Annotated in this window: 10 protein-coding genes; 3 read left to right on the forward strand and 7 right to left on the reverse strand. The window is 64.5% G+C overall.

Annotation, left to right across the window (positions count from 1 at the left end):
• From BE0216_RS04370 to phnX, 3 genes are all read left to right on the forward strand, one after another.
• Entirely contained in the window at window positions 1-2,814 is a 2,814-nt protein-coding gene (locus tag BE0216_RS04370) for an extracellular solute-binding protein (protein ID WP_169714261.1), read from the forward strand.
• An 86-nt stretch (window positions 2,815-2,900) separates the two neighbouring features.
• Window positions 2,901-4,106: a 2-aminoethylphosphonate--pyruvate transaminase gene (gene phnW / locus BE0216_RS04375; RefSeq protein WP_094636760.1), complete on the forward strand. Its 1,206-nt coding sequence runs from the start codon at window positions 2,901-2,903 to the stop codon at window positions 4,104-4,106.
• 56 nt (window positions 4,107-4,162) lie between these two features.
• Window positions 4,163-4,948, forward strand: coding sequence for a phosphonoacetaldehyde hydrolase (gene phnX / locus BE0216_RS04380; protein WP_094636759.1), 786 nt, complete (start codon window positions 4,163-4,165; stop codon window positions 4,946-4,948).
• 172 nt (window positions 4,949-5,120) lie between these two features.
• Here phnX and dnaG read toward each other — a convergent pair whose 3' ends face one another.
• From dnaG to BE0216_RS04415, 7 genes are all read right to left on the reverse strand, one after another.
• Window positions 5,121-7,241: a DNA primase gene (gene dnaG / locus BE0216_RS04385; protein WP_094636758.1), complete on the reverse strand. Its 2,121-nt coding sequence runs from the start codon at window positions 7,239-7,241 to the stop codon at window positions 5,121-5,123.
• 17 nt (window positions 7,242-7,258) lie between these two features.
• Window positions 7,259-8,530, reverse strand: a complete 1,272-nt coding sequence (locus BE0216_RS04390; RefSeq protein WP_193042831.1) for a deoxyguanosinetriphosphate triphosphohydrolase — start codon at window positions 8,528-8,530, stop codon at window positions 7,259-7,261.
• 140 nt (window positions 8,531-8,670) lie between these two features.
• The gene (locus BE0216_RS04395) at window positions 8,671-9,231 is read right to left on the reverse strand and encodes a cysteine hydrolase (RefSeq protein WP_094636756.1); all 561 of its coding nucleotides are present in this window, start codon (window positions 9,229-9,231) and stop codon (window positions 8,671-8,673) included.
• A 53-nt stretch (window positions 9,232-9,284) separates the two neighbouring features.
• On the reverse strand, window positions 9,285-10,751 hold the full coding sequence (locus tag BE0216_RS04400) for a purine-cytosine permease family protein (protein WP_094636755.1): 1,467 nt from the start codon (window positions 10,749-10,751) through the stop codon (window positions 9,285-9,287).
• Between the two features lie 73 nt (window positions 10,752-10,824).
• A complete protein-coding gene (locus tag BE0216_RS04405) occupies window positions 10,825-11,811 on the reverse strand; it encodes a PfkB family carbohydrate kinase (RefSeq protein WP_094636754.1) in 987 nt (328 codons plus the stop codon).
• Window positions 11,811-12,842: an ADP-ribosylglycohydrolase family protein gene (locus BE0216_RS04410; protein WP_094636753.1), complete on the reverse strand. Its 1,032-nt coding sequence runs from the start codon at window positions 12,840-12,842 to the stop codon at window positions 11,811-11,813. The genes BE0216_RS04405 and BE0216_RS04410 overlap by 1 nt, the downstream gene beginning before the upstream one ends.
• On the reverse strand, window positions 12,842-13,549 hold the full coding sequence (locus tag BE0216_RS04415; protein ID WP_158217197.1) for a GntR family transcriptional regulator: 708 nt from the start codon (window positions 13,547-13,549) through the stop codon (window positions 12,842-12,844). The genes BE0216_RS04410 and BE0216_RS04415 overlap by 1 nt, the downstream gene beginning before the upstream one ends.
• Window positions 13,550-13,595 lie beyond the last annotated feature (46 nt).

The raw sequence follows: 13,595 nt of genomic DNA on the forward strand, positions 1-13,595 counted from the left end.
ATGTCCGTCGAATCCATCCGGGCCGGCAGGCAGCTGCCCAACATCCGCCCCGACGTCGTCAATTACGAACGCCGCCCCCGCGCGCCCAAACAGACCGAGCTGTGGACGCTGTTCGCGGTCGTCGCCGTCGCCTTCGGCTGCTTCCTCATCGCGCCGATGGCGCTGGTCGCCATCACCTCGTTCCAAAACGGCGAGGGAGCGGCCACGTTGGCGAATTGGACGTCGGTGGTCTCCCAACCCGAATTCGCCGCGTCGACGCTCAACTCGCTGAAGGTGTCCGCCGCATCGGCCGCACTGGCCGTGCTGCTCGCGTTCCTGCTGGCCTACACGGTCAACTGCACCAACGTGCCCGGCTGGCTCAAACGGGCCATCACGCTGCTCACGCAGGTGCCGATGCTGCTGCCGACCATCACCTACGGCTTCGCCATCATCTACTCGTTCGGCAAGCAGGGCCTCATCACCCGGCTTCTGGGATGGCAGCCATTCGACATCTACGGATTCAACGGACTGCTGATCGGCTATGTGGTCTACACGCTGCCGACCTGCTTCCTGCTCATCCACAACGGTTTCCGATTCGTGGACAAGAAGTTCGTCATCGTCTCGCATATCATGGGCGACCCTCCCGTAACGACGTTCCTGAACACCATCGTGCGTCCGCTGATCGGCACGCTGGCGACCGCGTTCATCCAGGCGTTCTTCCTGAGCTTCACCGACTACGGCATCCCCACCTCGCTCGGAGGCACCTATGACGTGCTCGCCATGACCCTGTTCAACCAGATGCTCGGCTCCATCCCGAACTTCAACCGCGGCGCGGTCATCGCCGTGTTCATGCTCGTCCCCTCGATCATCTCCGTCACGTTGATGACCGTGCTCGAACGTTTCTCGATCCGCTATACGAAGGTCTCACCGGTCGATCCTCCCAAAGGCCGCCGTCGTGACTGGGCGTGCGCCCTGGCCTCGGTGGCGACGCTGGCCGCCATGCTGAGCCTGTTCGTCGTGATCGCGCTTATCCCCTTCGTCAACGAATGGCCCTTCGACACCGGGTTCACGCTTGGCCGTATCACCGCGTTGTTCGGGGACTCCGAACTCACGCAGGTGTTCGTCAACTCGCTGTATGTCGCGGTTATGACCGCGCTTATCGGATGCCTGTTCGCCTACGCGGCCGCCTTGGTCTCCTCGCGTTCGAAACTGCCCGTCTGGGCGAAACGCGCCGTGGACTCCGTCTCGGCGGTGGTCAACACCTTGCCCGGCATGGTGCTCGGCATCGCGTTCCTGTTCGCCTTCTCCGGCACCGGACTGCAGAACACGTTCTGGATCCTCATCATCGCGAATGTGGTGCACTACTTCGCCACGCCCTATCAGATGATCAAGGATTCCCTGTCCAAAATGAACGGCTCATGGGAGACCACCGCCCGTCTGATGGGCGACAACTGGGCCAAGACGATCGTACGCGTGGTCACGCCGAACGCGGCGCCGACGATTCTGCAGGCGTTCGGTTACTACTTCGTCAACGCGATGGTCACGATCTCCGCGGTCGTGTTCCTGACCGGCGCGCATACGCAGGTCATCACCACGAAGATCTCCGCCTTGCAGCATCTGGCGCAGTTCGATGAGATCTTCACGCTGTCGCTGCTCATCCTCGCCACCAATCTGGCCGTCAAAGGCCTGGTCGCGCTGCTCACCCGCAAACGCCGCGTCACGGCCGCGTCCGCGATCACGGTCGCATCGGCGGCCCGCGCTGACATGTCGGCGGGATTGCGAACATGGCTGGCGGCGACCGGCGGCCGCATCCGCCGCGGCGCCACCGGAGCGTTGGCGGGCACGCTCGCCGTGCTGCTCGTCGCGTTCGGATGCGGCGCCTTCTCCGGCACGGCCACCGCGGACGGTCAGGTGGTGATCTACACGAACGCCGACGACGAGGCGGTGGAAGCCTTCCAGCATGCGTTGGATGGCAACGGCTATAAGGACCAGTACATCATCCAGTCCTTCGGCACCTCCGAACTCGGCGGCAAGATGCTGGCCGAAGGCAGGGCGCTGGAGGCCGATGTGGTCACGATGAGCTCCTACTACATCGATTCGGCGCAGGAACGCAACCACATGTTCGCCGACCTGACCGAGGTCACCAGCAAGCCGCTCGGCGACAGCGAGAATTCGAAGGCCCCTGATTGGCGGCGTCCGGTCACCGCGCAGGAGGGAGCGATCTTCATCAACACCACCGCGTTGGCGGAAGCCGGAGTCGACGCGCCGACCAGCCTGGCCGATCTGGCCGATCCGCAATACGAGGGACTGATCGCCGTGCCCGATATGGAAGGATCCTCAACCGGCTGGCTGATGGTGCAGGCGATCGCCGACGCCTACGGCACCGGCGACGAGGGCAAGCGCATCCTCGCCGCGATCTACCGCAACGCGGGCCCTCATCTGGAACAATCGGGATCCGGCCCGTTGAAATCCGTGCGCGCCGGCGAGGCGGTCATCGGCTTCGGACTGCGCCATCAGGCTGTGGCCGACCAGCGCGACGGATTGCCGATCGAGGTGGTCGATCCCAGCGAGGGCAACTACACGATCACCGAATCGGTGGCGGTGCTCGACAAAGGCGACGACACCAATCCCAAAGCGCAGGCCATGGCCGCGGTCATGGTCGACCAAGCGCGCGGCGAACTGTTGGAGACGTATCCGACGCCGCTGTACGTGGGCGAACAGGCGCCGGCCGGCGGATCGCCCAATCCGAAGACCTTCCCCGAGGCATTGAGCGTCGACCTGCTGCAACGGCACCAGGACTTCTCGGCCGCATGCAAACGCGCCGCCGAACAATAGACGAACCGTCGCTTCCGCCGATCCACGCATCCATCAACCTCTCAACCCATCAATCCACCTCTGAACCAACCATAAGGAGAACCCCCATGAACGACTACAAACTGCTCACCCCCGGACCGCTGACCACCACCCGCACGGTCAAGGAGCAGATGCTGTTCGACCATTGCACGTGGGACGACGACTACAAGGCCATCACCCAGCGCATCCGCGCGGAACTGGTCGAACTCGCCCACTGCGACCCCTCGCATTACACCGCCGTGCTGATGCAGGGCTCCGGCACCTTCGGTGTGGAAAGCGTGATCACCTCGGTGGTCGGCAAGGACGAGAAAGTGCTGCTGTGCACCAACGGCGCGTACGGCGACCGTCAGGTGAAGATCTGCGAGCACGCGGGAGTGCGGTACGTGCGCTACGCGGAACCTTACGACTGTATCCCCAGCGCGGCACGCGTGGCCGAACTGCTGGACGCCGACCCCACCATCACCCACGTGTCGATGATTCATTCGGAGACCACCTCCGGCCTGCTCAATGACATCGAAGACGTGGCCCGCGTGGCCAAATCGCGCGCCCGGACCGTCATCGTGGACGCGATGAGCTCGTTCGGCGGCGTGGACATCCCCGTCGAGGAGTGGGGCATTGATTTTCTGGTCAGCTCCGCGAACAAATGCATCCAAGGCGTGCCGGGATTCAGCTTCATCATCGCCAACCGCGACGCGCTCGAGGCCTCTCGGGGCAAGGCCCGCAGCCTGTCGCTCGACCTGTACGACCAGTGGCGCGGTCTTGAGGACGGCCAGGGCAAGTGGCGCTACACCTCGCCGACGCATGTGGTGCTCGCCTTCGCCAAGGCCTTGGACGAGATGCGCGCCAAAGGCGGACTGCCGGCGCGCGCCGCCCGCTACGCGCTCAACAACCGTCTGATTATCGCCCGTATGGCGAAGCTCGGATTCTCCACGTACCTGATGGATCATCAGGGGCCGATCATCACCACCTTCCTCTACCCCGAAGGCGCGGATTTCGACTTCGCCGACATGTACGCGTTCATCAAGGAACGCGGCTACGCGATCTACCCCGGCAAGCTCACCGACGAGGAGACGTTCCGACTGGGCAATATCGGCGAGATCTACGTCGACGACATCGAACGGGTCACCACGCTGTTCGCCGAATACATGGACGCGCGCGGCCTGCTCGAGGCGGCCTGCGGTGCCGCCGACCTCGCCGAGGCGTTGGCCCGCATGGACGCCGCCGGTGCCGACATCAAGGCCGAGGCCCCCGACAACGTCAAGCTCGCCGCCTGACGCGCCGCACGGCCGCATCATTCATTTTCATTCGATAGACAAGGAGCCACCTCACTATGATTTCCCGTTTCGACGCCGTGATCTTCGATTGGGCGGGCACCACCGTGGACTACGGCTGTTTCGCCCCCGTCGCCGCGTTCCAGGAGACCTTCCGCGAATTCGGCATGGATCCCACCATGGATGAGACGCGCGCCCCGATGGGCATGCTCAAATGGGACCATATCAAAACCATGCTCGCCGGCGAACGTCTGTCGGGCCAGTGGAAGGCGGCGCATGCCGGTTCCGCTCCCACCGACGCGGATGTGGACGCCATGTACGCGGTGTACGAGCCGAAGCTGCTGTCCATCCTCGACCACTACGCCGACCCCAAGCCGGGCGTGCTCGACGCGGTCGCGTCGCTGCGGGAGCAGGGGCTGCGCATCGGCTCGACCACCGGCTTCACCGACTCGATGATGGCCATCGTGGCACCGAAGGCCGCCGAGCAGGGCTATGCGCCCGACTGTTGGATCACGCCGGATTCCACCGACGGATTCGGCCGCCCCTACCCGTATATGGTGTTCGCGAACATGCGCGCGCTGCGGCTGCCCGATATGCGCCGCGTGGCCAAAGTGGGCGACACAATCTCCGACGTCAGGGAAGGCAAGGCCGCCGGATGCTTCACCATAGCCGTGACCGAGGGCAGTTCCCAGATGGGATTGAGCGAGGCCGAATTCGAAGCGCTCTCCCCCGCCGATCGTCAGTCCGCCCGTGACGCGGCCCGTGACGCGTTCCTCACCGCAGGCGCCGACGCCGTCATCGACACAATGGCGGAGCTTCCCGTTCTGCTCTCCCAGCTCGGCTGAGCGGTAGAGCGGCGGAGCGACCCTGTTTGGAGATCCCTCGACTACGCTCGGGATGACATCGATCACGCATCAACGTCATGCTGAACGTAGCGCAGCGAATCGCAGCGAGGCGCAGGCATCCCCGACTGGAACGACGTTGATCAGACCAGGCGGAAGGCGCAGTCGAAGGATTTCAGACGCCGCTGTTATAGATCTGCGATTGCAGGTCCTTGCGGTCGGTTTCCATGCGGGTGATTTCGCCGAGCAGGGCGATTTTCTCCTCGCCGTCGGGCAGCGCGGCCATCTTCCGTTTGGCCGCGCCAATCCGCCGCATCAGCCCCATGTCGAGCAGTTTGGCGATGAGCTCGGCGGCGTAACGCCTCTCCTCTTTGCTGGCGGGCTTGAGCTGCGCGGCGGCGGCACCGCCCGGCTGGGTGCCTGCCGGCGGCTCGCCCTGCCTGTCGGATTCCGGCAGGGGCAGCGGCATGACGGCCAGCTCGTTGATCGTCGATTCCAGCATCGGACCGCCGGCCTTGGTGAGATTATGCATCCACAAGCCCTGCGGGGTGTCGTCGCTGGGCAGGTCACCGGCCGCGGCGATCGCCTGGAACAGCGTGCGGAACACCGGAGTCATGAAGTTGGCGAGCGTAAGACAGGCGAACATCTCCCGGTCGATGGCGCGCGGCACTTGGATCAGCATGGCCATGAATTGCTGTTCGGCGATGAACACCGCGTCGTCGATGCGGAAATACGTCTGTTCGGAGGCGTCACGATGTTCCAGCGCCCGGCGTCGCGCCGGATCGTCGTAGGGGTTGCGTCCTTGCTCGCCGCGATGCGCCCCGTCCGCGGCGGCCATGCCGTTGCCCGCGCCGTTCGCGCCGCCCGAAGCGCCGAAACGCCGTTTGGGGGCGTAGGCGTCGTCATCGCGCACGCTGAGCTGGGCGCGTGCGGCGTTCACCTCCCGGCGCATGATGTCGAGGTCCACGCCGATGCGCCGCGTGGCCTTGCGGGTGTAGAGGTCCACCAGCGAACGGTCGCGGATCTGCGCGATCAGCGGGGCCGCGGCCTTCACCGCGCCCATCTGCCCGGTGGCGTAGGTGGTGTCGAAACGATTGATCGCCGCGTCGATCACGAAGTCGAACAGGGGCTTGGCGTGGGCGATCAGCGAGCGCACCGCCTCGTTGCCGCGTTCGATACGCAGATCGCACGGGTCGAGGTTGTCGTCGGCCACGGCCACGAAAGTCTGTGAGAGAAACGCCGAATCGAGGCCGAAGGCGTGCAGGGCGGCCTTCTGTCCGGCGGCGTCGCCGTCGAAGGTGAATACGATGCGCGAGCTGAGGGCCTGCCCCTCCACTTTCAGCGGGCCGATGAGCTGGATGCCGCCCAACGAGTCGTCGGCGATCAAGCGGCGCACGATTTTCGCATGCTCCATGCCGAACGCGGTGCCGCAGGTGGCGACGGCGGTGTCGATGCCGGCCAGATGCATGGCCATCACATCGGTGTAGCCTTCGACGATCACCACCTGGCGTTTTTTCACGATCGCGGCCTTGGCCAGGTCGATGCCGTACAGCACCTGCGTTTTGCGGTAGAGCTGCGTGTCGGGGGTGTTGATGTATTTCGCGGCAATCTGGTCGTCGTCATACAGTTTGCGCGCGCCGAAGCCGAGCGTGCGTCCGGTGGAGTCGCGGATCGGCCAGGTCACGCGGCCTCGGAAGTAGTCGTAGATGCCCCGCTGGCCTTGGCGCGCGAGTCCCGCGTCGAGCATCTCCTGTTGGGTGAAGCCCTTGCCGGCCAGATGGCGCACGAGATTGTCCCAGCCTTGGGGGGCGTAGCCGCAGCCGAAACGCTCGCAGTCGGCCTGGGTGAAGTTGCGCCCGCCAAGGAGCTTGCGCGCGGTGAGCGCCTCCTTGCTCATGATCTGCGAGACGAAGAAGCGCTGCGCCTCCTCGTTCGCCTCCAGCAGACGCGTGCGCTTCGAACCGGCGTGCTCGGGTCGGGCGGGACCGTTCTGCTCGTAGTGCAGTTCGATATGGTAGCGGTCGGCGAGCAGCTCGACCGCGCCACGGAAGTCGATGTTCTCCTGCCTCTCGACGTATTTGAACACGTCGCCGCCGAGTCCGCAGCCGAAGCAATGCCATACCCCGAGGTTGGGGCGCACGTTGAAGCTGCCGGTTTTCTCGTCGTGGAAGGGGCATAGGCCCACATAGGTGCCGGTGCCGGAAGGCCGTAGCGTAACGGATGCGGATACGATGTCGTAGAGGTCCGCGGTCGCGCGCACCTTCTCCACATCCTCTTTCAGAATCATTCCGGCCATAGTCATCCAGACTACCGTCAGCACAGAATCGAATGGAGCGCGAGGGCGGAGCTGTCGGTCAACGAAGCCACCTGATCCACGGCGACACGCAGTCGTTCGCCGTCGTTGGTCGCCTCGTTCCAGTCGGCGAGGAATTGGCTTTCCAACACGTCGGAGGCCCGCGGGGCGTCGTTCATCAGCACGTCGACCAGATCCTCCACGATGGCGAGCTCGCGCTGGTGGAAGGGCTCCTGTTCGCGCGGCGCCATCACGAAATGCACGGCGACGCCTTTAAGCGCCATGATCTCGTAGCTGGTCCGCTCGGGGATCACCACATGCGCCGAATAGCGGGTGAGCGGACCCGCGCCGTAGACCTCGCGGGTGGTCTCCTCCACCGAGTGGCAGAAACGTCCGATCAAATCGCTGGTGATGTTCTTCAGTTGGGCCAGGGCGGATCGAGAACCGTTGAAATGCGCCGGGAACATGCGCTCCTTTTGCAGACGTTCGAAAGCCGCGACCAGTTCGTCGGCATCCCACTTCTCGCCGTACCATTGGCGGGTCTCCTCGATGATGCGGTCCAGCACGCGCGGGTCGGCCAGCACGATCGGGTTGAAGGCGCCGGTGGCGATGGCGTCCTCCACGTCGTGCACCGAATAGGCGATGTCGTCGGCCAGGTCCATCACCTGGCATTCCATAGGTTTGACGCGCGGCAGGGCGCCGGTTTTCAGCCAGCGGAACACGGGCTCGTCGTCCGGATAGACGCAGAACTTCACGCTTCGCCCGCCGGGATTGTCCCGCATGGCTTCGGCGTAGGTCCATGGATATTTGACGGCGGCGTCGAGCGACGCTCGGGTGAGGTTCACGCCGGCGGAGCGGCCGTCCTCATGACAGACTTTGGGTTCCAGCCGGGTCAGGATGCGTAAGGTCTGCGCGTTGCCTTCGAAGCCGCCGATATCGCGGGCGATGCCGGCGAGCGCCTTCTCGCCGTTGTGTCCGAAGGGCGGGTGGCCAAGGTCGTGCGCCAGGCAGGCGGTGTCGACCACGTCCGGGTCGCAGCCGAGCATCGCGCCGATCTGTCGACCGATTTGGGCGACCTCCAACGTGTGGGTCAGGCGTGTGCGGGCGAAGTCGTCGGTCCCGGCGACCAATACCTGGCTTTTCGCGCCCAACCGGCGCAATGCGGATGAGTGGATGAGTCGGGCGCGGTCGCGTTCGAACGCGGTGCGGCTTTTGGATTTCGGCGGCTCATAGGCCCACCGTTCCTCGTCGGCCTCGGTATACCCTCGTATGGTTCCAGCGTCGGAAGTCATGTCCATCACTCCCCTTTCGCTGTGTTCAGCCTATCATCCGACGGCGTGCGCCCACGACCGCGGCGTCATGCCACCGGTTTCCCCGTCCCGTAGGGTACGGTCCGAGGAGCGGTGGCATGGCGCCGCGGTCGTTTGGGCGATCAGCCGAGAATCGCGGCCGAATCGGTCACGGTGATCAGCGGGGAGAACAGGCCCATCGCCTCAAGGGCCAGCCGCTGGTTATCCGGCGTGCTGCCGGCGCAGGCGTCGGCCACCAGACGCACGGCAACGCCGTCGTCCGCGGCGGCCAGGGCCGTGAGCATCACACAGCAGTCGGTGGCCACGCCGCACAACGCGATCTTCTTGGCACCGCCGATCGCTTGGGCGAGTTCCTCTCCCCACTTGCCGAAGGTCGTTTTCGTCACCACCGGGTGGCCTTTGGCCAGAAGGTCCGTCTCGTCGGTGAAGTCGTACATCGGATCGTCGGGCGGCACGAGGAACTGCGGCCAATCCTTGAAATACTCCACCCAAGCGTCCCGAGGCTCGTCCGGAGCCACGTACCGCGTGTAGACCACACGTTCGCCGTAGGCTTCGGCCAGTTTGACAAAGGCCTCGTCGGTGTCGTAGTAGGTGCCGTCCGCGCAGGCCCAAGTGGACCATTCGCTTTGCGCGAACACCTTCTGGCGGTCGATGACCACCAGCCATTCGTCATTGTCGACCATTTCCACTCCTTGTCGGTTTATCCGTATGCGGATTGCTGTGAGGGCGTCGTCGCTCAGATTTCGGCGGTGGCGTCGGAGTCGAGGGACTCCTGCTTGGCCACATCGCCACGCTGAAGAATCAGCGCTCCTAGCAGGCCGATCAGCAGCGCCACGATCACGCCGAGGTTGGCCGAGGCCCACACGCCGTCCTTGCCGCCGAACAGGGCCAGGAAGTATCCCTGCCAAGTCAGCCAGCTGGCGGCGGTGTTCACCACAAGTCCCCAGCCGATGATGGTGCCGACCGCGAGGATGGCGAGCGCCTTGACGTTCCAAGTGCCATAGCGGCCCGAGGGGTTGTAGAGGTCGTCGGAAGCGTAGTCGCGCTTGCGCATGAGCACGTCGCCCACGAACATGCCGGCCCAGACGGCCATGGGCACGCCAAGGGTGATGAGGAAGCCTTGGAACGGTCCGATGAACGTGTCGGAGAAGAAGGTCACGTACACCACGCCGATCACGGTGAGCACGGCGGTCAGTGCGGCGGCCGCGGTGCGCGGCAGCTTGACGCCGAAGCTCAGCAGGGCCAGGCCGTTGGAGTAGTTGTCCATGATGGCGCCGGACATCAGTCCCAGCACGGCGACCAGCGTGAACGGCACGAGGTACCAGGTCGGCAGGATGGAGGCCATGGCGCCCACGGGGTCGAGGCCGACCTTCTCGGAGAGGTCGGAGTTCGAGATGGCGAGCAGCAGGCCGTAGGAGATGAGGAACACGTTGGCGATGGAGGCGCCGAAGGTGGTCCAGAACACGATGCCGCCGTTGGAGGATTTGCGCGGAAGGTAGCGCGAATAGTCGGCGGCGATGTTCACCCAGCCGAGGCCGAATCCGGTCATCACGAAGAAGCAGCATCCGAGCACGGCCGGCAGATTGCCGGCGGGCGCCGATCCGATGGCGGAGAAATCGATGTTGCCCCATGCCAGGATGAAGAAGCCGACGGTGACGATGCCGGTGACGATGGTGATGACCTGCTGGCAGCGCATGATGAGATCGTAGCCGAACACGCCGGCGACGACGACCAGTCCGACGACGATGATCGTCGAGACGATCTTCGGCGCGGCGCCCGATCCCAGGCCGATCGCCTCGATGGTCGACGACATCGCCAGCACGGCGGTGGTGGTCAACGAGATCTCCCAGCCGAGCGTGGCGATCCATGACATGGCCGCGGGCACTTTGGCGCCTTCGACGCCGAAGATGGCACGGGTGATGACCATGGTGGGCGCGTTGCCACGCTTGCCGGCGATCGAAATGATGCCGACCAGCAGGAACGAGGCGACCACGCCGACGCAGGCGGCGATGCCCGCCTGCCAGAAGGAGATGCCGAAACCGAGCGCCCATGCGCCGTACGACATCGCCAGCACGGAGATATTCGCCGCGAACCATGGCCAGAAGAGGCTTGATGGTTTGCCTTTGCGTTCGGATTCGGCGATGATGTCGATGCCCTGCTCCTCAACGGCGAGGGCCGAGCTTTTCTCTGTTTCCTTGGCCACAATGGCCTCCTTACTTCATCGGTATATGGATTAATCGAGGGTATTGATCGCGATATCCGTCGGTTGACGGATGTTATTGAACGCCTTTCGTATGTCCGGACGTGTTCGCCTTGTCGTATGGCGAACGCATGAGTTGTTCTGTCTCGTCGCGCGTCGGGCAAGTGGCTGGGCCGCGCCGTGTGACCGCGATGGAGGCGGCCGCGTTGGCGATGCGCACGGCATGGGATAGGGGCTCGCCTTGCGCCAGCTGCGCGCACAGCACGCCGGTGTGGCAGTCGCCCGCGCCGTTGGTGTCCACCGGAGTGACGGGGAATCCGTCCACCAGTTCGCACTCGCCGTCCGGCCGGCACACCCACGCGCCTTCGGCGCCGGTACGCACGATCACGATCGCGTCGAGCGCGTCCGCCAGCGAGGCGTACCGTTCCCGTCTGTCCGGTAGGGAGTCGGGCAGACGCAGACGGCGCACGACGATATCGGCCTCGCGTTCGTTGCATGACCAGATTGGCCGGTAGCCCACCAGCGCGTCGAGCAGCACGTCATCGACTTGCTCGAGCATCGGAGACACGTCGAAGATGGCGGTGAAACGGTGCGATCTCGTACGGGTGAGGAATCGCAGCAACGCCTGGGCGGTGCGATGGACCAGCGTGTATCCGCTGATATACACGACATCGCCGTCGTTCGGTTCGATGCCGTCGAACGCGTCAAGGGGCGCGTGCGCTTCGGCTCCCCTTGTGGAGACGAATGTGCGTTCGGCCTGCGCGTCGGTGAGCGCGATGCAGAATCCGCAATCCTCGTCCTCCACGCGCACGCCGATATGGTCAATGCCGTCCGCATGCAGCGTCCGCGCGATCAGATCGCTCCACGCCCCGGTGCCCAGCACCGCGCCGTGACACGCGGAAACACCCATCTGTCTCACCGCATGCAGCATGTTGTAGCTGGCTCCGACTTGGGTGGACACATCCTGCGCGAACACGTCCTCGCCGGCCCGCGGCACCTGCTCGACCCGCATCGTCATATCGACGATGATCTGCCCGAGGGAAATCACGGTGGGATCGCTCATCACGCACCCCTTTCACGCAACGACACAAGACCGGCGGCCACGGCGTCGGTAGGCAACGCGTTGACCCGCTCGACCAAGGTTCGGCGTGATTCGCCGAACGCATCGGGTCCCAGGCATGCGCCAAGTATCGCGCCGGACATCGCCGCGATGGTGTCGGTGTCTCCTCCGATGGATACGGACGCGCACAGCGCCGCGAACGGGGCATCGGCGTAACGGCATGTGATGGCGAACGCGGCGGGCACCGATTCATTGGCTTCGACGCTGGTGCCGTTCAACGCGCGCAGCGTCTCCATGAAATCCTCGTCATCAAGCCCGGCACCCGCATGTTCGGCCCAATCCAGCACATAGCGTGTGCGTTCCAACACCGAGGCTTTGGCCGACCAGCAGCCGACGCGTTCCTGCCGTGAGGTGAAGTCGACGGCCGTATGCAACGCCTTGCGCACGCCGGCACCTTCCATGCCGTAGCTGACGGCCGCGGCGACCAACGTCGTGGCATCGATGCCTTGTACGGTGTTATGCGTCACGATGCAGGAACGGCGCGCCGCTTCGGCCAGCGAGGTCGAAGGCGCGAAGGCGATGCCGACCGGAGCGGCGCGCATCGCGCCTCCGTTGGTGGTGCCCGTCCGCCCGGTTTCCTCGGGCGGCACGCCACGTCCCAACGCTTCCAGAGCGGCTTTGGTGGAGGGACCGAGCAGGTCGAAGGAGCCTTTGGCTTTCATGCCCTCCTCCCAACGCAGCAGGTCGCGCGCGTAGGCGAGCACGTCGAGCTCTCCCCCGTCGGCGATCAGACGCTCCGCCAGCAAAAACGCCTGTTCGGTGTCGTCGGTGACGGAGCCGGCGCGCATGCTCGGGGCGATGGGCTGCCAGTCCACCGAATCAAGAAAATCGACGACCGGTCCGCCGTAGGCCTGCGCGATGTCCTGCGCGGACATGCTTTGCGTGGGCATGCCCAAGGCATCTCCGATCGCCAGTCCGCTGAGTGCGCCGCGCGCTCGGTCGATAAGGTCGCAAGACCTGGTGTTGTCGGCCATTATTGCTTTCCTCCAATCGATATGTGCATGGTGAAATGTCCGGGGTCGAGATAGGAACGCACGTATTCGACCAGAGTGCCGCCCGCCCCATAGCTTTTGCGTTCCGACATCAGAAACACGGTCTGCGGCGACTGCCCCATCGCCTCGCCGACCTCCTCGCCAAGACGTTCCGCCGAGACATCCACACTGCCGCTGAACGGCGACATGCCCGCGGCACGCATCGTACGCGAGACGGATCCCTCTACCAGTCCGCCGTCCATCACCTCGCGCATGGCGCGGGTGGCGGGCAGATACGACGTCTCATGCGAGATCGGCATCGAATGGAACATGCGGCAGCGTTCGACTTTGTAGAACATGTCGGACTCGGCAGGTTCGTCGGCGAGTTCGACGGGACGTTCGACCAATGCGATGGACAGCACCTTCGTCGAGGTAGGCACGCCGGATGACACGGACGCGCTGGTCCACCCGTCGCCGTCTTCGAGATCGCGCCCGTGGAAGGCCACATAACTGCCCGAACCAGCCCTCGTCTCGATCAGTCGCCGTTGTTTGAGCATTTCCAACGCGCGCCGCACAGTGCCTCTCGAAACGTTGAACCGTTCCGCCAGTTCGGTTTCCGACATGATCTTTTCGCCCGGTTTAAGGGTGCCGTCCGCGATCTGCGAAGCGATTTCGCGTTCCAATTGCTCGGTCCGCGTATAACTCGACATGGCCACCTCCTTGTGCGTGTCTTGCTCATCCCTCATTGGATACAAA

The organism is Bifidobacterium eulemuris (assembly GCF_014898155.1).
Taxonomy (GTDB): domain Bacteria; phylum Actinomycetota; class Actinomycetes; order Actinomycetales; family Bifidobacteriaceae; genus Bifidobacterium; species Bifidobacterium eulemuris.

Coding starts and splice junctions, on each gene's coding strand:
- BE0216_RS04370 (WP_169714261.1), top strand. CDS start 1: ATGTCCGTCGAATCCATCCGGGCCGGCAGGCAGCTGCCCAACATCCGC.
- phnW (WP_094636760.1), top strand. CDS start 2,901: ATGAACGACTACAAACTGCTCACCCCCGGACCGCTGACCACCACCCGC.
- phnX (WP_094636759.1), top strand. CDS start 4,163: ATGATTTCCCGTTTCGACGCCGTGATCTTCGATTGGGCGGGCACCACC.
- dnaG (WP_094636758.1), bottom strand. CDS start 7,241: ATGGCCGGAATGATTCTGAAAGAGGATGTGGAGAAGGTGCGCGCGACC.
- BE0216_RS04390 (WP_193042831.1), bottom strand. CDS start 8,530: ATGACTTCCGACGCTGGAACCATACGAGGGTATACCGAGGCCGACGAG.
- BE0216_RS04395 (WP_094636756.1), bottom strand. CDS start 9,231: ATGGTCGACAATGACGAATGGCTGGTGGTCATCGACCGCCAGAAGGTG.
- BE0216_RS04405 (WP_094636754.1), bottom strand. CDS start 11,811: ATGAGCGATCCCACCGTGATTTCCCTCGGGCAGATCATCGTCGATATG.
- BE0216_RS04410 (WP_094636753.1), bottom strand. CDS start 12,842: ATGGCCGACAACACCAGGTCTTGCGACCTTATCGACCGAGCGCGCGGC.
- BE0216_RS04415 (WP_158217197.1), bottom strand. CDS start 13,549: ATGTCGAGTTATACGCGGACCGAGCAATTGGAACGCGAAATCGCTTCG.